Origin of the sequence: Limnohabitans sp. MORI2, assembly GCF_027925025.1 — a bacterium.
GTDB lineage: Bacteria > Pseudomonadota > Gammaproteobacteria > Burkholderiales > Burkholderiaceae_C > Limnohabitans.
This window is the reverse complement of sequence record NZ_AP027058.1, coordinates 802,583-820,293: the sequence shown is the minus strand read 5'-3', so window position 1 is coordinate 820,293 and position 17,711 is coordinate 802,583. Positions and strand designations below refer to the sequence as shown.

The 17,711-nt window shown below is 57.3% G+C and carries 15 protein-coding genes and 1 other RNA gene; 7 read left to right on the top strand and 9 right to left on the bottom strand.

Features of this window, described 5'->3' with window-relative positions; all coding sequences use genetic code 11:
- Positions 1 to 4 precede the first annotated feature (4 nt).
- From hpaD to QMG27_RS04120, 4 genes are read right to left on the bottom strand one after another with little or no spacing between them, the layout of a single operon-like run.
- The gene (gene hpaD / locus QMG27_RS04135) at positions 5 to 931 is read right to left on the bottom strand and encodes a 3,4-dihydroxyphenylacetate 2,3-dioxygenase (protein ID WP_281813475.1); all 927 of its coding nucleotides are present in this window, start codon (positions 929 to 931) and stop codon (positions 5 to 7) included.
- Positions 932 to 933: 2 nt separating this feature from the next.
- On the bottom strand, positions 934 to 2,391 hold the full coding sequence (hpaE, locus tag QMG27_RS04130; RefSeq protein WP_281813473.1) for a 5-carboxymethyl-2-hydroxymuconate semialdehyde dehydrogenase: 1,458 nt from the start codon (positions 2,389 to 2,391) through the stop codon (positions 934 to 936).
- 26 nt (positions 2,392 to 2,417) lie between these two features.
- Positions 2,418 to 3,185: a fumarylacetoacetate hydrolase family protein gene (locus QMG27_RS04125; RefSeq protein ID WP_281813471.1), complete on the bottom strand. Its 768-nt coding sequence runs from the start codon at positions 3,183 to 3,185 to the stop codon at positions 2,418 to 2,420.
- Positions 3,182 to 3,847, bottom strand: coding sequence for a fumarylacetoacetate hydrolase family protein (locus tag QMG27_RS04120; protein ID WP_281813469.1), 666 nt, complete (start codon positions 3,845 to 3,847; stop codon positions 3,182 to 3,184). Before QMG27_RS04120 ends, QMG27_RS04125 begins: the two co-directional genes overlap by 4 nt.
- A 138-nt stretch (positions 3,848 to 3,985) precedes the next feature.
- Here QMG27_RS04120 and hpaR point away from each other — a divergent pair, with 138 nt between their 5' ends.
- On the top strand, positions 3,986 to 4,429 hold the full coding sequence (hpaR, locus tag QMG27_RS04115; RefSeq protein ID WP_281813467.1) for a homoprotocatechuate degradation operon regulator HpaR: 444 nt from the start codon (positions 3,986 to 3,988) through the stop codon (positions 4,427 to 4,429).
- A 13-nt stretch (positions 4,430 to 4,442) separates the two neighbouring features.
- On the opposite strand, the gene QMG27_RS04110 is transcribed toward hpaR, so the two are convergent.
- Positions 4,443 to 5,129 (bottom strand): helix-turn-helix domain-containing protein, encoded by a 687-nt coding sequence (locus QMG27_RS04110; RefSeq protein ID WP_281813464.1) that lies wholly within the window; start codon positions 5,127 to 5,129, stop codon positions 4,443 to 4,445.
- An 84-nt stretch (positions 5,130 to 5,213) separates the two neighbouring features.
- On the opposite strand from QMG27_RS04110, the gene QMG27_RS04105 reads away from it, so the two are divergent.
- The gene (locus QMG27_RS04105) at positions 5,214 to 7,109 is read left to right on the top strand and encodes an FAD-dependent monooxygenase (RefSeq protein ID WP_281813462.1); all 1,896 of its coding nucleotides are present in this window, start codon (positions 5,214 to 5,216) and stop codon (positions 7,107 to 7,109) included.
- A 52-nt stretch (positions 7,110 to 7,161) separates the two neighbouring features.
- Here the strand turns inward: QMG27_RS04105 and ssrA are convergent.
- The 4 genes from ssrA to ompA form a co-directional block, all read right to left on the bottom strand.
- Positions 7,162 to 7,536: a transfer-messenger RNA gene (gene ssrA / locus QMG27_RS04100) on the bottom strand.
- 12 nt (positions 7,537 to 7,548) lie between these two features.
- Complete coding sequence (gph, locus tag QMG27_RS04095) at positions 7,549 to 8,214, bottom strand: phosphoglycolate phosphatase (RefSeq protein ID WP_281813460.1); 666 nt, start codon at positions 8,212 to 8,214, stop codon at positions 7,549 to 7,551.
- Entirely contained in the window at positions 8,214 to 8,933 is a 720-nt protein-coding gene (gene ubiG / locus QMG27_RS04090; RefSeq protein WP_281813458.1) for a bifunctional 2-polyprenyl-6-hydroxyphenol methylase/3-demethylubiquinol 3-O-methyltransferase UbiG, read from the bottom strand. Before ubiG ends, gph begins: the two co-directional genes overlap by 1 nt.
- Positions 8,934 to 9,001: 68 nt before the next feature.
- Complete coding sequence (ompA, locus tag QMG27_RS04085) at positions 9,002 to 9,583, bottom strand: outer membrane protein OmpA (RefSeq protein ID WP_281813456.1); 582 nt, start codon at positions 9,581 to 9,583, stop codon at positions 9,002 to 9,004.
- 228 nt (positions 9,584 to 9,811) lie between these two features.
- On the opposite strand from ompA, the gene gyrA reads away from it, so the two are divergent.
- From gyrA to QMG27_RS04060, 5 genes are all read left to right on the top strand, one after another.
- A complete protein-coding gene (gene gyrA, locus QMG27_RS04080; protein WP_281813454.1) occupies positions 9,812 to 12,481 on the top strand; it encodes a DNA gyrase subunit A in 2,670 nt (889 codons plus the stop codon).
- Between the two features lie 7 nt (positions 12,482 to 12,488).
- Positions 12,489 to 13,580: a 3-phosphoserine/phosphohydroxythreonine transaminase gene (gene serC, locus QMG27_RS04075; RefSeq protein WP_281813452.1), complete on the top strand. Its 1,092-nt coding sequence runs from the start codon at positions 12,489 to 12,491 to the stop codon at positions 13,578 to 13,580.
- A gap of 4 nt (positions 13,581 to 13,584) precedes the next feature.
- Positions 13,585 to 14,685: a prephenate dehydratase gene (pheA, locus tag QMG27_RS04070; protein WP_281813451.1), complete on the top strand. Its 1,101-nt coding sequence runs from the start codon at positions 13,585 to 13,587 to the stop codon at positions 14,683 to 14,685.
- The gene (locus QMG27_RS04065) at positions 14,682 to 15,578 is read left to right on the top strand and encodes a prephenate dehydrogenase/arogenate dehydrogenase family protein (RefSeq protein ID WP_281813450.1); all 897 of its coding nucleotides are present in this window, start codon (positions 14,682 to 14,684) and stop codon (positions 15,576 to 15,578) included. Before pheA ends, QMG27_RS04065 begins: the two co-directional genes overlap by 4 nt.
- Before the next feature lie 82 nt (positions 15,579 to 15,660).
- A complete protein-coding gene (locus QMG27_RS04060; protein ID WP_281813448.1) occupies positions 15,661 to 17,673 on the top strand; it encodes a bifunctional 3-phosphoshikimate 1-carboxyvinyltransferase/cytidylate kinase in 2,013 nt (670 codons plus the stop codon).
- The last annotated feature ends 38 nt before the right edge of the window (positions 17,674 to 17,711 follow it).

The following is a 17,711-nucleotide window of genomic DNA, read 5'->3' as shown; positions in this document are numbered from 1 at the left end:
AACCTCACAAACGTGAACTGATGGCGGTGTAGCCATCCGCGCTACTGGCCACGGCTTTGGGCACGTGGCTGCCGTCTTGGGGCGTGACATCAAAAATTGCGTTGAGCTGGCCTGTGCCACTTGCGCCGAAGTAAGGCGTGACCACATCCACACCGCCGTCATACCCTGTCCAACCGAGTGCGCCCATCAACATGGCGGTGTCGTGCATGAAGCCTTCGCCATGTCCTTTGCTGGCGTACTCGGGCAGCATCTCGCAAAAGGCTTTCCACTCGCGGTTGTCCCACATCTGCAGCACTTGCTTGTCGAGCTGTTCAAGGAACGGGCTCCAAATTTTGTGCGCGAACTCTGGCGCCAAACCATTTTGCGCAAAGCGATGGCTGAGTGAACCACTGGCTAAAAACGCCACCTTGCCGTTGTAGTGTTTCTCCACCGCTTCACGGAAGGCCCAGCCCAAACGCGCACTGTCGTTCAGGTAATGCACCATGCATAACGCCGACACCGACACCACTTTGAAGTGTTGGTCGTCGTTCATATAACGCAGCGGCACCAAGGTGCCGTACTCGGGGTCGAGCGTGGTGTTGTCGTGCGCCAGCGTTTCTACGCCATGTTCGTTAGCGACCTTGGCCAGCAAGTGGCCGAGCTCTGGGTTGCCTGGCGACTCGAAACTCATGTGGTTGATGAAGTGCGGCAGCTCGTTGCTGGTGTAGTTGCCTTTGAAGTGCGGCGCGCAGTTGATGTGGTAATTCGCATTGACCAACCAGTGCGTGTCAAACACCACCAAGGTGTCCACGCCCATGGCGCGACAGCGACGGCTGATTTCTTTGTGGCCATCGATGGCACTTTGGCGTGTGCCAAAGCGCGGACCTGGAATTTCGCTCAGGTACATGCTGGGCACGTGGGTAATTTTGGCGGCTAATGCGAGTTGGCCCATGGTCAGACTCCCCAATGTGGAATGTGGTGGCTGCCCATCGACACCGCCACGTTTTTGGGTTCGCAAAACACTTCGTAGCTCCAGGTGCCGCCTTCGCGTCCTGTGCCACTGGCTTTGGTGCCACCAAAGGGCTGACGCAAGTCGCGCACGTTTTGGCTGTTCACAAAACACATGCCTGCTTCAATGGCAGCGGCCACACGATGAGCTTTGCCAATGTTCTCGGTCCACACATAGCTGGACAAACCGTATTCAATGTCATTGGCTTGACGGATGGCATCGGCCTCGTCGGTGAACGGAATCAAACACGCCACAGGACCGAAGATTTCTTCTTGCGCGATGCGCATGCGGTTGTCCACATCGGCAAACACGGTGGGACGAACGAAGTTGCCTTTTTGCAGATGGGCGGGCAATTCGGGCGCATCCAAACCGCCGCACAAAATAGACGCGCCCTCTTTCGCACCCAATTCGATGTAGCTGCGCACCTTGGCCAAATGACCTTGGCTGATCATGGGGCCGATGATGGTTTTGTCGTCCAAGGGGTCGCCCACCACGATGCGTTTGGCACGCTCGGCAAACTTGGCGGCGAAGTCGGCATAAATGCTCTTTTGCACCAAGATGCGGCTGCCAGCGGTGCAGCGCTCGCCGTTGTTGCTGAAGATCATGAAGATGGCAGCGTCCAATGCGCGGTCCAAATCTGCGTCTTCAAAAATCACAAACGGTGATTTGCCACCCAATTCCATGCTGAACTTTTTCAAGCCCGCCGCTTGCACGATGCGGTTGCCCGTGACCGTGGAGCCTGTGAACGAGATGGCGCGCACATCGCGGTGTGAGCACAGTGGTTCGCCTGCATCTTTGCCGTAGCCGTGCACCAGGTTCAACACACCGGCTGGCACACCTGCTTCCAATGCCAACTCGCCCAAACGTGAGGCCGTCAAGGGCGACAACTCACTCATCTTCAACACAGCCGTGTTGCCAAACGCCAAGCACGGCGCAACTTTCCAAGTTGCCGTCATGAACGGCACGTTCCATGGCGAAATCAAAGCGCACACACCCACAGGGTGGAACAAGGTGTAGTTCAGGTGTGTGGGTGTGGGATAGGTGTGCCCATCCACACGCGTACACATTTCGGCGAAGTAGTAAAAGTTATCGGCCGCACGCGGCACCAACTGCTTGCCCGTTTGGCTGATGGACTGGCCCGTGTCTTTGGTTTCGGTTTGCGCCAACTCTGGCACATGCTTGGCAATCAGGTCGCCTAAGTTGCGCATGATCTTGGCGCGCTCCACCGCAGGGCGGCCTGCCCATGCAGGGAATGCATCTTTCGCAGCTTGCACGGCGGCGTTAACTTCATTCGCGGTGCCACTGGCCACTTCGGCCAACACCTCTTGAGTAGCGGGGTTGACAGTTTCAAAGTACTGATTGCCGCTGACGGCTTTGCCGTTGATCAAGTGTTCGATACGCATCTCAAGCTCTCCTGCATCCAAAAAATTTAGCGGCTAAACGTGGCATCGGCCACGATGGTGTTGACCAAGCGACCAATGCCGTCAATCTCGGTGACAACTTCATCACCTACATTCACATTGACCACGCCATCTGGTGTGCCCGTCAAGATCACATCGCCAGGGTTGAGCGTCATGAAGCCGCTCAAGTATTCAATCAAGGTCGGAATATCCGAAATCAAATCTGCGGTGTTGCCTTGCTGCGTGACCACCCCGTTGACCAAGGTGCGCAGCGACAAGGCGTGCGGGTCAGCCACATCGGCGGCATCGACCAGCCAAGGTCCGATCACGGTGCCACCATCGCGGTTTTTCACACGCAAGTTGGGGCGGTAGTAGTTTTCCAAGTAGTCGCGAATGGCGTAGTCATTGGCCACGGTGTAGCCCGCCACGTATTGCATCGCATCTGCCTGTTTGACGTTCTTGGCCGTTTTGCCAATGACGACGGCCAGCTCGCACTCGTAGTGCATGAAAGCCACGCCCTCGGGGCGACGCGTTTGCGCGCGGTGGCCAATCAAAGAGCTGCGGCCTTTGAGAAACGCCAAGGGTTCATCTTTGGCGGTCATGGTCAACTCTTTGGAAAGTTCTTTCACATGGTCGGCATAGTTGAGCCCCAAGGCAATGATGGTGCCCACCTCAAATGGCGGCAACCACACCACCGCTTCTTCAGCCACCACGCGGCCATCAGCCAGCTTCACGCCTGCGGGGTGCTCGTAGGCGTCGTGAACGGCGCCACCGTATGCGACTTTTGCGCGCTTCATACCAATGCCTCCGCCACCAAGGTGTTTTCAATCTGCCCCACGCCAGCAATGCTGACGGTCACGCGTTGCCCTGCATGGGCCAATGGTGCGTTGGCCGACACACCAATGCTCAAAATGTCGCCCGGATGCAAGGTCATGAACTCGGTGACATCGGCCAACAATTGCGCCACAGAGCGCACACGACCACCAGTGTCTGTTTGCTGCACTACCTTGCCGTCAATGGACACGGTCATGGCCAATGCGTCAGGATTGGCCACAGCCTCGCGCGGGACAAAAGCACCCATGGGGCAAGAGCCATCGCGGCACTTGAAGCGCATGGAGGGGCGATAAAACGAGTCGTGCGGCACGCTGATGTCGTTCATCACCACATAGCCCGCCACATGACTCAGAGCCTCGACCTCGCTCACCTTGCAGGCCACGCTGCCAATGACCAAACCCAAGGTAGCCCCCATTTGCAACGCAGTCGCATCTGATGGCACCACCACCGTGTCGCCACTGTGCGCCCATGTGTTGCGTGGTTTGATATACAAAATGGGCGCCTGAGGCGCAGCCTTGTAGGGCGCGGCGTTGACTTGGCCACCCAAAGCCGCCAACGCTTCGCGGTGGTTCAACAAGGCGCCGTACACCGTGCCGCCGCTGGGCATTTGAAAATGATTCGACATGGTTGAAAATTTCGCTAACATATTCGTAATTAGAACACTCACTTGTTAGTAAGTCAATCCACCTGAATCAAACTTTCATGGGTGTTATCCCTAGCCTGAAATTCAGTACAGTTGATCGCTCTATCCGGAATTAAACCGATGAAAAGCCCGCTTAGGCATAAGAACTTGCCCCACCTCCTGTTGCAGTCAAGGGAAGCCTTGATGAGTCGTTTTCGCCCAGTGCTCAACCAGCATGGCGTGACCGAGCAACAGTGGCGCATCTTGCGCGTGTTGCTGGATGAAGATGGTTTGGAGCCTCGCCAACTCTGTGAACGTTGCCTCATTTCCAGCCCAAGCATTGCGGGCGTGCTCATGCGCATGGAAGAAGCGGGTTGGATTCAGCGCGAACGCATGGAGCATGACCAGCGTCGCGTCAAAGTGACCGTCACAGCGGCCACCAAAAAGCTAGGCAAAAGCATGGCTCCCATCATTGAACGTGAATACCTCGAGCTCGAAAAACAAGTGGGCGTCAAACAATTGCAGCAGGTGTACGACACCTTGGACACCCTGCTACATAACCTCGACCGCCCGAGCGACGCGTGATCACCCGCTGCCGCTAGCCCATCGCAGCAGCAATGCGATTCGCGGCTGAGGTGAGCACCTTGGCCACCTGAGCCACCTTCACATCGTGCGGCAAATAAAGCACCGCAATGGCGGCAGGCTGACCACTGCGCAGATGCAACGGCACTGCAATCGATGCAATGCCTTGAATCACCTCGTTTTCACTCACTTCAAACGCTTGAGGCGGAAACTTTTTGGGCTTCAACATCGACTGAATCACCTTACCCGGCGCCCCCTGCCCGATGGCGTGTCGACTGCCCGGCTTTTTACCCAAAGTGGTCTCCAAGTTTTTGGGTTCAGCACTGCTCAAGGTCACAGCAAATTCACCGTCGTAGGTGACGATGAACGCGGTCATCTCCAACTGCTCTGCGATGGCTGCCAATTCAGGCTCTGCGATTGACAACAGATCTTTGGCAACCCCTCGCGCAAGAACAGCCAGCTTTGTACCCATGATGAGACCGCCCTGTGCATCGCGGGCGACAAAACCACTTTGCTCCAGCGTTTTCACCAAGCGATACCCCATCGAACGGTGAATGTCCAACTGCTGCGACAACGCAGCCACGCTGATAGGAGGTTCAGTAACGCCAATGATTTCAAGCGCCCTCAAGCCACGAGCCAAGGTTTGCGAGCCCCCCTCCACTTTGAGCGTGGGCGTGGGTTTAACTGTGCGCTTGCTTTTCATCGTAGACCTCGTTAGACTATCTCTATATTTGACATTATGTCTCATTTATAGAGACAGACAAAATCAGACTCAAGGAGACAACTCATGCAATTTCATCATCGCGGCTACGTTTCAGAAAACCCTCGCATTCAGCCCGCAGCTGGCCACGGCCTTAATCGCCCCACTGAAATTCCCGATGAGATGGATGTGCTCATCGTCGGTACAGGACCTGCCGCAGTCACTGTGGCAGCACAGCTCGCGCACTTTCCGAGCATCAGCGTGCGCGCCATTGAAAAGCGCGAAGGCCGTCTCACACAAGGCCAAGCCGATGGCATTCAGGCCCGCTCGGTAGAAACCTTTCAAGCCTTTGGGTTTGCCAACGCCATCGTGGACGAGGCTTACCGCAACGTCGAAATGTGTTTTTGGAAACCAGACGAAAAACACCCCGAGAACATTGTGCGCGTCTCGCGCGTGCCCGATGATGCCAATGGCATGAGCGAATTCCCACACATCTACGTGAACCAATCGCGCGTGTTGGATTACTTTTTAGAGCATGCATATCAGGCTCCCGCCAGATTCGCCCCCGATTACGGCATTGAGTTTCTTGACTTGGAAATTGACGAGAGCCATGCCTACCCCGTCGCAGCCCGCATTCACTACGTGGCAGGCCCACGCAAGGGCGAAACACGCACTGTGCGTGCGAAATATTTGGTGGGTGGCGATGGCGCACGCAGCAACGTACGTGCTGCGCTCGGCCACAAGCTAGAAGGCGATGCATCTTTGCACGCCTGGGGTGTGATGGATGTGTTGTGCAACACCGACTTCCCAGACTTTCAAGTCAAGTGCTCCATTCAATCGCACAGCGCTGGCAACATCTTGCTCATCCCACGCGAGGGGGGCTACCTCTCGCGCTTGTATGTCGACCTTGGCAACATCGACGAAAACGATGCAGGTGAAATCCGCAAAACCAGCCTAGAAGAAATCATTCGCCGTGCCAACGCCATCTTGCATCCTTACAGCCTCGATGTGAAAAGCATCGCGTGGTGGTCAGTCTACGAAGTGGCGCACCGCGTGACCACAGGTTTTGACAACGTACCTGCACATCGCGTGGGCCAACAGCACCCCCGTGCGTTCATCATGGGCGACGCCTGCCACACCCACTCCGCCAAAGCAGGCCAAGGCATGAACGTGTCGATTCAAGACGGCTGGAACCTCTCTTGGAAACTCGCAGCCGTGCTCGAGGGACGCGCACCCGCCAGCCTGCTTGACACCTATTCGTCCGAGCGTCGCGTGATTGCGCAAGACCTCATCAACTTCGACAAAGAGTGGTCCACCCTCATGGCACGCCCCGTGGACGAATGGGATGACCCACAAGACTTGGCACGTTGGTACGAAAAAACCATCGAGTTCCCCATGGGCTTTATGACGCAGTACCCCAAAAACCAAATCGTGGCAGGCGCTGAGCACCAACAGTTGGCGGCAGGCTTTCCGATTGGCAAGCGCATTAAGTCGACCGAAGTGATTCGCCGTGCGGATAACCGCTGGCGTCAACTGGGCCACTTGCATGAGGCCGATGGTCGTTGGCGTGTGTATGTGTTTGCTGACCAAGCTGCACCGGCCACGTCTGGCACACCAACCGCAGACTTTGCGCACTGGTGGCTGCACGATGCCCAGTCACCCCGCGTGATGTACACCCCGAAGAACAGCGACACCGACGCCATCTTCGACACAAAAGTGATTTACCAACAAGACTACACCGAGGTCGAACCCGGCCATGTGCCCGATGCTTTCAAGCCCACGAAGACCCCATTTGGACTCGTGGATGTGAACCAAATTTTTGCATCAGGCCATGGCCGCGACATCTTCCGTGATCGTGCGATCGACAAAAGCGGTGCCATCGTGGTCGTGCGACCCGACCAGTATGTGGCGGGTGTCTTCCCCTTAACGGCACGCGATGAGCTCAAGGCGTTTTTTGCGCAGCACATGTTGAAGGCCCAGTGATGTAAAAATAAAAAGGCCGCTAGGTTTAAAACCTGGCGGCCTTTTTTGCGTATGGTGGAGCTGGCGGGATTTGAACCCGCGTCCACAAGCCTTTTTCGTACAGTTCTACATGTGTAGTCGTCTGATTTGAGTCTCGCCTGATACATCGCGCAGCGACACGCTATGTACCAAACCAGCATCCTTAGATCTCACGCCACATCAAGGTGCCCGATGTGGTGCCAGCCAATATGAGTTCCCTTGCAGCTAGGACACCTTGCGGCACCCTAACCCAGCCTATCGGCCAACTGTTGCAAGGCTCACCGGATTAAGCGGCGAGTGCGAAACGTTCGTCGTTTGCAGTTAGTTTGTTTTCTGCTGTTTTACGAGGATCAGAACCTCGACATGCCCTGCCACGCGTCCGAACCCATGTCGAAACCAGTACAGCCCCAAGTCTTATATTTTAGGCCTCTGCCAGCAATTGCAAGAGTTTATTTGGAGAATCTATGTGTAAATCTGCGCCCCAGCTGCTGACATCGGTTTTTTCACCCAAGTAGCCATAGGTGGCGGCCACCGTAGGCATACCGGCGGCGCGGCCTGCGGCAATGTCGCGCTCATCGTCACCCACATACAAGCACACTTGTGGCGGCAGCTCTAGACGACGGGCTGCCTCAAGCAAGGGCTCAGGGTGAGGCTTGGCATGGGGCGTGGTGTCACCGCTCACAATGGCGCTCGCACTGGCAAACAAGGGCATGGCGGCGGTGAGTGGATCGGTGAACCGGGCCATTTTGTTGGTCACCACACCCCAGGGCATTTGGCGCAGTTGGATGTGCTCAATCAGGTCTGGCACGCCATCAAACACATACGTACGCACGGTCATGGCTGCTTCGTAGTTGGCAAAGAATTCTTCGCGCATGGCCATGAAGTCTTGGTGTTCAGGCGTCATATCAAATGCCACACGCAGCATGCCGCGAGCACCCGCTCCGGCCAAGGGGCGATACAGCTCATAAGGCAGCGAGGGCATGCCACGATCGGTACGCATCTTGTCAGCCGCCGCGCCAAGGTCTGGCGCACTGTCAATCAAGGTGCCGTCCAAGTCAAACAGCACAGCTCTGATATTTTTCAGCATCACAGGGGCCTTTGCGTGGCCACCATGTAGTTGACGCTGGTGTCAGCGCTCAGCCAATAGCGGCGAGTCAGTGGGTTGTATTCCATGCCTCGGGTGTGTTGCCACTCTAAGCCAGCTTCACGGCAGTCGCGTGCCAGCTCGCTGGGGCGAATGAATTTGGCGTATTCGTGTGTGCCGCGCGGCAACATGTTCAACACATACTCGGCACCAACGATGGCAAACAAAAACGACTTGGCATTGCGGTTGAGGGTAGAAAAAAACACGTGACCACCGGGCTTAACCAACTGCGCACAGGCACGCACGATGGAGGATGGGTCTGGCACATGCTCCAACATTTCCATGCAGGTGACCACATCAAAACTAGCAGGTTGTTCGGCAGCCAAAGCTTCCACCGACACTTCGCGGTATTGCACGTTAGGGGTCTGCGCCTCTAGCGCATGTAACTGCGCCACTTTGAGCGATTTGGTAGCCAAATCAATACCCAAGGCCTGTGCACCGGCACGGGCCATGGCATCGGTCAAGATGCCGCCACCGCATCCAACATCCAACACCTTTTTGCCGCTCAAAGGTGCAATGCCATTGATCCAATCTAAGCGCAAGGGGTTGATTTGGTGCAACGGACGAAATTCGCTCTCGGGGTCCCACCAGCGATGGGCGAGGTCTGAGAATTTGGCCAACTCGGCCTGATCAACGTTCGTGTGTGTGGCGGTATTTTGCATAGGCTCTATTGTCGTTCAAGCAAAAAGAAACCCCGCCGAAGCGGGGTTTGCTTTTAGATCAAGTCAGATCAGTTCTTGCGGGTACCCACAACTTCGATCTCAACGCGGCGGTTCTTAGCACGGCCTTCTTTGGTCTTGTTGTCAGCAACAGGTTGCTTCTCGCCCTTGCCTTCTGTGTAGATGCGGTTTTTCTCGATGCCTTTGGACACCAAGTAAGCCTTCACAGCTTCAGCGCGACGCACTGACAATTTTTGGTTGTAAGCATCAGAGCCGATAGAGTCAGTGTGACCCACAGCGATGATCACTTCGAGGTTGATGCCTTTGACTTTAGCAACCAAGTCGTCCAACTTAGCCTTGCCAGCTGGCTTGACCACAGACTTGTCGAAGTCAAAGAAAGCGTCAGCAGCGTATGTCACTTTAGAAGCAGCAGCCACTGGAGCAGCGGGAGCAGCAGCAGGCGCAGCGACAGCAGGACCGCAACCAGGGGCTGCAGTAGCGGGTGTCCAGTTGGCATCGCGCCAGCAGTCGCCAGAAGCGTTCTTCCAGACATCGCCAGAAGCGTTGCGCCAGTTGTCGATGTTTTGAGCCATAGCAGCAGTTGCCAAAGCAGCGGTAGCAACAAAAGCTGCCAAGTTCTTCAAGTTTTTCATGATTCACCTCTGAGGGATATATAAGCCGCAGACCACTCTGCGAATTCAGGCAGTCACAAACGGGCACATCCATGACGCTTCGAAATATTGTGCCATAACCAAAAGGAGCGACTTCCACTCATAACAAGGCTTAATAAATTAAGTCACCACCTGTTGCATAGCTGCCACATCAGATGACAGACACATTCCGGCCTAAAATGTTCGATTTCCCGCATTACGGCCTCTTTCATGACCCAGTTCGCCAAAGAAACCCTGCCCATCAGCCTAGAAGAGGAGATGCGTCGCAGCTACCTAGATTACGCCATGAGCGTGATTGTGGGCCGCGCCCTCCCCGATGCGCGTGACGGCTTAAAGCCAGTGCACCGCCGCGTGTTGTACGCGATGCACGAGCTCAACAACGACTGGAACCGTCCTTACAAGAAGTCAGCCCGTATCGTGGGTGACGTCATCGGTAAATACCACCCCCACGGCGACAGCGCGGTGTACGACACCATCGTGCGTATGGCCCAAGACTTCTCGCTGCGCCATATGTTGGTGGATGGCCAAGGCAACTTCGGCTCGGTCGACGGCGACAACGCTGCGGCGATGCGTTACACGGAAATCCGTTTATCCAAGATCGCTCACGAAATGTTGAGCGACATCGACAAAGAAACCGTTGATTTCGGCCCTAACTACGACGGCTCCGAAAAAGAGCCTCTGGTGCTGCCAAGCCGCATTCCTAATTTGTTGGTCAACGGCTCCTCAGGCATTGCCGTGGGTATGGCCACCAATATTCCACCCCACAACTTGAACGAAGTGGTGGACGCGTGCTTGCACATGCTGCGCAACCCAGAGGCGAGCGTGGACGATTTGATGGAAATCATCCCCGCGCCCGACTTCCCCACCGCCGGCATCATTTATGGCATCACCGGCGTCAAAGACGCTTACCGCACTGGCCGTGGCCGTGTGGTGATGCGCGCCAAGTGCCACTTTGAAGACATCGACAAAGGCCAGCGCCAAGCCATCATCGTGGACGAGCTGCCCTACCAAGTGAACAAAAAGACCTTGCAAGAACGCATGGCCGAGTTGGTTCACGAAAAGAAGATCGAAGACATCAGCCACATCCAAGACGAGTCCGACAAGTCGGGCATGCGCTTGGTGATTGAGCTCAAGCGCGGTGCCGTGCCTGAGGTGGTGTTGAACAACCTCTACAAACAAACTCAGCTGCAAGACACCTTTGGCGTCAACATGGTGGCCTTGATTGATGGCCAACCCAAGTTGTGTAACTTGAAGGACTTGATTGAAGTCTTCTTGGGTCACCGCCGCGAAGTGGTGACACGCCGCACCATCTTTACCCTGCGCAAAGCCCGCGAACGCGGCCATGTGCTCGAAGGTTTGGCCGTGGCTTTGGCCAATATCGACGAGTTCATTCGCATCATCCGCAACGCGCCCACGCCACCTGTGGCCAAGGCCGAGCTGATGAGCAAATCATGGGACAGCCAGCTGGTGCGCGAAATGCTCACCCGCAGCCGCGCTGACGGTGGCGTGATCAACGCGGACGATTACCGCCCCGATGGTCTGGAAAAAGAATTTGGCATGGGCGACAACGGTCTGTACCGCTTGAGCGACACCCAAGCCCAAGAAATTTTGCAAATGCGTCTGCAACGCTTGACGGGTCTGGAACAAGACAAGATCGTCAACGAATACAAGGACGTGATGGCCGAAATCGACGACTTGCTCGACATCTTGGCAAAGCCCGAGCGCGTGTCCACCATCATTGGTGATGAGCTGACTGTGGTGAAAAACGAATTCGGCCAAAGCAAGCTCGGCGCACGCCGCAGCGAGATTGAGCACAGCGCGCAAGACCTGAGCACCGAAGACTTGATCACCCCCACCGACATGGTGGTCACGCTCAGCCACAGCGGCTACATCAAGAGCCAACCTTTGTCTGAGTACCGCTCGCAAAAGCGTGGCGGTCGTGGCAAGCAAGCCGCCGTTACCAAAGAAGACGATTGGATTGACCAACTCTTCATCGCCAACACGCACGACTATTTGCTGTGCTTCTCCAACCGTGGCCGTTTGTACTGGCTCAAGGTTTGGGAAGTGCCTGCGGGTTCACGCGGTTCACGCGGTCGCCCGATCGTCAACATGTTCCCGCTGCAAGAAGGCGAAAAAATCAACGTCGTCTTGGCCCTCACCGGCGAAGCACGCACCTTCCCTGAAGACCAATTTGTGTTCATGGCCACCTCCATGGGCACGGTCAAGAAGACATCGCTTGACGAATTCAATAACCCGCGCAAAGGCGGCATCATTGCCGTCAACTTGGACGAAGGCGACTTTTTGATTGGCGCGGCCTTGACCGACGGCAAACACGATGTGATGCTCTTTAGCGACGGCGGCAAAGCCGTGCGCTTTGACGAAAACGATGTGCGCCCCTTGGGCCGCAGCGCCCGCGGTGTACGCGGCATGATGATTGAAGAAGGCCAAAGCGTCATCGCCATGCTGGTGTCTGAACAAGAAGATCCAACGGCTGTTGCCGACGAAGGCGTGGCTCGCGCCAGCGTGCTCACTGCCACCGAAAACGGCTACGGCAAACGCACCAACATCAGCGAATACACCCGCCACGGCCGTGGCACCAAAGGCATGATTGCCATCCAGCAATCCGAACGCAACGGCAAAGTTGTGGCGGCCACCTTGGTGCAAGCCGAAGACGAAATCATGCTCATCACCGACACCGGCGTGTTGGTGCGCACCCGCGTGGCTGAAATCCGCGAAATGGGCCGCGCCACACAAGGCGTGACCCTGATTGGTTTGGATGAAGGCGCTAAGTTGTCCGGCTTGCAACGCATCGTCGAAAACGACGCCAACGCGACCGACAGCGACAGCGCAGAAGACAACGCCACAGGCGACGAGGCTTGATTCGCAGATGACGCGTCCGTATAACTTTTCTGCAGGCCCAGCGGCCATGCCGCTGGAGGTGTTGCAGCAAGCCGCCGCCGAGATGACCGATTGGCATGGCAGCGGCATGGGCGTGATGGAAATGAGCCATCGCGGCAAAGAGTTCATCAGCATCTACGAACAAGCCGAAGCCGATGTGCGTGAGCTGTTGGCTGTGCCCGCCAATTTCAAAATCTTGTTCATGCAAGGCGGTGGTTTGGCTGAAAACGCCATCGTGCCTTTGAACCTCTCACGCGGCGAAACCGTGGATGTGGTGGTCACCGGCAGCTGGAGTGAGAAGTCGTACAAAGAAGCTGGCAAATACTGCACCTCGCATTTGGCGGCCTCAGGCGCTGAAAGCCACTTCACCGCCATTCCAGCAGCTGCGCAATGGCAGCTGAGTGCAAACGCACAGTACGTACACCTCTGCACCAACGAAACCATTCACGGGGTGGAGTTTCACACCCTGCCCGACCTCAAAGCACTTGGCTCTGATGCACCCCTGGTGATTGACTTTTCGTCACACGTGCTCTCGCGCAGCGTCGACTGGTCACGAGTCGGCGTGGCCTTTGGCGGCGCACAAAAAAACATCGGCCCTGCAGGCGTGACCTTGGTCATCGTGCGCGAAGACTTGTTGGGCCACGCACTCAAGGCTTGCCCCAGCGCGTTCAACTACAAAACTGTGGCCGACAACGGCTCGATGTACAACACGCCGCCCACCTACAGCATCTACATGGCGGGCTTGACCTTCCAGTGGCTCAAACGCCAAGGTGGCGTGGCTGCGATGGAGCAACAAAACATCGCCAAAGCCAAGCTGCTGTACGACTTTTTGGACAGCTCTAGCTTTTACAGCAACAAGGTTGCGCACGACTGCCGCTCACGCATGAACGTGCCCTTCTTCTTGGCGGACGAATCACGTAACGATGCTTTCTTGACAGGTGCCAAAGCTGCAGGTTTGCTGCAACTCAAGGGCCACAAATCGGTCGGCGGCATGCGCGCCAGCATCTACAACGCCATGCCCATCGAAGGCGTGCAAGCGCTGGTGAACTACATGCAAGCGTTTGAAAAAACACAAGCCTAAACACATGAGCCAACAACCCGTTCAATCCGAAGCCCTTGCCGCGCTGCGCGTGCAGATCGATGCGCTCGACAAACAGTTGCTGCAGTTGCTCAACGACCGCGCCAAAGTGGCCGAACAAGTTGGCGAGATCAAACGCGCTGAAGGCTCGCCCTTTTTCCGCCCCGACCGCGTGGCGCAAGTGATCGACAAGATCACCCAAGCCAACCCAGGCCCGCTCAAGAACGAACACGTGGCCTCCATCTGGCGCGAAATCATGTCGGCTTGCTTGGCGCTTGAAGCGCCACAACGCGTGGCGGTGCTCGGGCCCCAAGGCACGTTTTGCGAACAAGCTGCGATTGAGTTTTTTGGCAGCGCGGCCAACCTGATTTACTGCGCCAACTTTGATGAGGTCTTCCACGCCACCGCTGCAGGCACGGCCCAATATGGCGTGGTCGGGATGGAAAACTCCACCGAAGGTGTGGTGGCTCGCTCACTCGATTTGTTCTTACGCTCGCCCGTGCATGTGGTGGGTGAAGTGAGCCTCTTGGTGCGTCACAACTTGATGCGTCAAATCAACTCAGACAGTGACATCGAAGTGGTGATGGCTCACCCACAAGCACTGGCGCAATGCCAAGGCTGGCTGAGCCAACACCTGCCGCTGGCAGAGCGACGTGCTGTGTCCAGCAATGCCGAAGGTGCACGCCTCGCTGCCACCAACCCCAAGTGGGCAGCCCTGGCCAGCGAGCGCGCAGCCAGCCAGTTTGGACTGCACATCGTGCACCACGCCATTCAAGACGAGGCCTACAACCGCACGCGCTTTGCCGTCATCAGCTTGCCGCAAACCTTGGCCACACCGCCTGCGTCTGGCAACGACTGCACCAGCCTCGTGGTGTCGGTGCCCAACCGTCCAGGTGCCGTGCATGACTTGTTGGTGCCACTCAAAAACAATGGCGTGTCCATGACCCGCTTCGAATCGCGCCCTGCCAAATCGGGCCAGTGGGAGTACTACTTCTACATCGACATCGCAGGCCACATCAGCCAGCCCCATGTGGCGGCCGCGCTGCAAGAGCTGCAAGGCTTGTGCGCCTTTTACAAAGTGTTGGGTTCTTACCCCGTTTCAGAATGAAATTCCAAAGGCTAGCCCTCATCGGCTGTGGCCTGATGGGCGGCTCGTTCGCGCTCGCCTTGCGCGAGGCTGGGCTGGTGCAAACCATCGTTGGTTTCAGCGCTTCCAACACAACGCGCCAACGCGCGGTTGAACTCAAAGTCATCGACCAAGCCTGTGCCAGCGTTGCCGAAGCTGTGCAAGGCGCTGACCTCGTCTTGCTCGCCGTACCTGTAGGCGCCATGCACAGCAGCTTTGCTGCGATGCGCGATGTGTTGCAACCCAACGCGTTGCTGATGGACGTGGGCTCCACCAAATGCGATGTGATTGCCGCTGCTCAAGCCACTTTGGGTGAACGCCTGAGCTGCTTTGTGCCTGCACACCCCATTGCCGGCAAAGAAGTGGCGGGCATCGAACATGCCGAAAGCCAGCTCTACCAAGAGCGTCGCACCATCCTCACGCCGCTGCCCAAAACTGGCATTCATCGCTTGCAAGCGGCCCATGATGTGTGGGCCGCCATTGGCAGCCACGTGAGCACCATGACACCCGAAGCGCACGACGCCACGTTTGCAGCCGTGAGCCATTTGCCACACATGCTGGCGTTTGCTGCCGTGAACGCCATCACCTCGCAAGCGCAAGGCGCAGCGTTTTTGGACATGGCAGGCCCGGGCTTTCGCGATTTTTCGCGCATTGCCGCCAGCGACCCTGCCGTGTGGCGCGACATTTTGAGCGCCAACCATGCTGAAGTGCTCGCACAAGTCGCGCACTTTCGCGCAGCACTTGACCAATTCGAAAACGCCTTGAAGCAAGGCGATGCCGCCGCGCTGCAAGCCCTCATCCAACAAGCCAGCGCCACACGCGCGGGCTGGACGCTGCAAGCAGGGAACGCCTGCCGTGCTAACGATGACACCTGACGCGCACAGTGCTTGGCACTAGCTGAGCACTCACCGATCACGCCCCCAATTCACGCTGCCCACACCGCAAGAGACGAGCCCCATGTTCTCCACCGCCTTCATCGATCTCCCCCCACTCGCTGGCGCACAAGGCGCTGTCACGCTGCCTGGCTCCAAAAGCATTTCCAACCGCGTGCTGTTGCTCTCCGCCTTGTGCGAAGGCACGACCGTGGTGCACGACCTGCTCGACTCGGACGACACCCGTGTGATGCTCGCCGCCTTGCGTCAACTCGGCTGCGGTGTGAACGTGCAAGGCAGCACCGTCACCATCACCGGTTTGGGCGGCCGCGCCTGGCCTGCAGAGGCGATTGAGTTTTTCATGGGCAACGCGGGCACGGCCATGCGCCCGCTTACCGCCGCCTTGGCGGTGCACGGCGGCGACTTCACGCTCAAAGGCGTGCCACGCATGCACGAGCGCCCCATTGGCGACTTGGTGGACGCGCTGCGCGAGCTGGGCTGCGCCATCGACTATTTAGGCAACGACGGCTTCCCGCCCCTGCGCGTGCGCCAGCCTGCGCTCAAGCTGGACAAGCCCATTCCCGTGCGCGGCGATGTGTCCAGCCAATTCCTCACCGCTTTATTGATGGCCCTGCCACTCGCCGCACAAGACCGCGCCATCACCATCGAGGTGGTGGGCGAGTTGATCAGCAAGCCCTACATCGAGATCACACTTAATCTGCTGGCCCGCTACGGCATTGCGGTGGAGCGCCAAGGGTGGGAGCGTTTTGTCATTCCCGCAGGCAGCCGCTACCAGTCACCCGGTAGCATTCACGTCGAAGCCGATGCGTCTTCGGCTAGCTACTTCATTGCTTTAGGAGCCATCGCCGAAGGCAGCGGTATCCGCGTCAACGGCGTTGGTGCGGACTCGATTCAAGGTGACATCCGCTTTGTCGAAGCTGCGCAACTGATGGGCGCCAAGGTCACCAGCGGCCCCAACTGGCTGCACATCGAGCGCGGGGCTTGGCCTTTGAAGGGCATCACGCTCGACTGCAACCACATCCCCGATGCCGCCATGACGCTGGCCGTGATGGCGCTGTACGCCGATGGCCCCACGACCCTCACCAACATCGCCAGCTGGCGTGTCAAAGAAACCGACCGCATCGTGGCCATGGCCACCGAATGCCGCAAGCTCGGTGCCACCGTGGAAGAAGGCCCAGACTGGATCAAGGTCTATCCCTTGCCCAATGGTGCGCACACCACCGCGTCACAAGGCCAGTGGCAAGCGGCCAGCATTCACACCTACGACGACCACCGCGTGGCCATGTGCTTCTCGTTGGCTGCCTTCAACGCCGCCCACTTGCCCGTGCGCATTGAAGACCCCAAGTGCGTGGCGAAAACTTTCCCCGACTATTTCGAAGCTTTGTTCTCGGTGGCGCACGCGCGCACGGCCGACATTCCCGTCATTTGCATCGATGGCCCCACGGCCTCAGGCAAAGGCACGCTGGCCAGCCGCGTCGCACAAGCTTTGGGCTACCACTACCTCGACTCGGGCGCGTTGTACCGCATCACCGCGTATGCCGCTTTGAAAGCGGGCTTGTCGCTCGACAGCCACGACGAAGCCCGCATTGCCGAGATGGCCCGCACCCTGCCCGTGCGCTTTGAAGGCGAAACCGTGTGGCTCGGCGACGAAAACGTGAGCGACATCATCCGCACCGAAGAAGCTGGCATGAATGCTTCTAAAGTGTCGGTTTTACCTGCCGTGCGTACCGCTTTGGTGGACTTACAGCACAGCTTTCAGCGCCTGCCAGGCCTGTTGGCCGATGGTCGCGACATGGGCACCGTCATCTTTCCCCATGCGCCATTGAAGGTGTTTTTGACTGCCAGCGCCGCGCAGCGTGCCGAACGCCGTCATAAGCAATTGATTTCAAAGGGAATTTCGACTACACTTGACAGTCTTCGCGCCGATTTAGAGGCCCGTGACGCTCGCGATTCATCGCGCAGCGTGGCACCTTTGAAACCGGCACAAGATGCTGTGTCACTGGACAACTCATCACTCTCGATTGAAGCCTCAGTCGATCAAGTGTTGAACTGGTGGCAAGCAAAGCAGCCCTTCTAAACAAGGGCTGCAAAACCTGGCCCGTTTGGCTCCCCTCG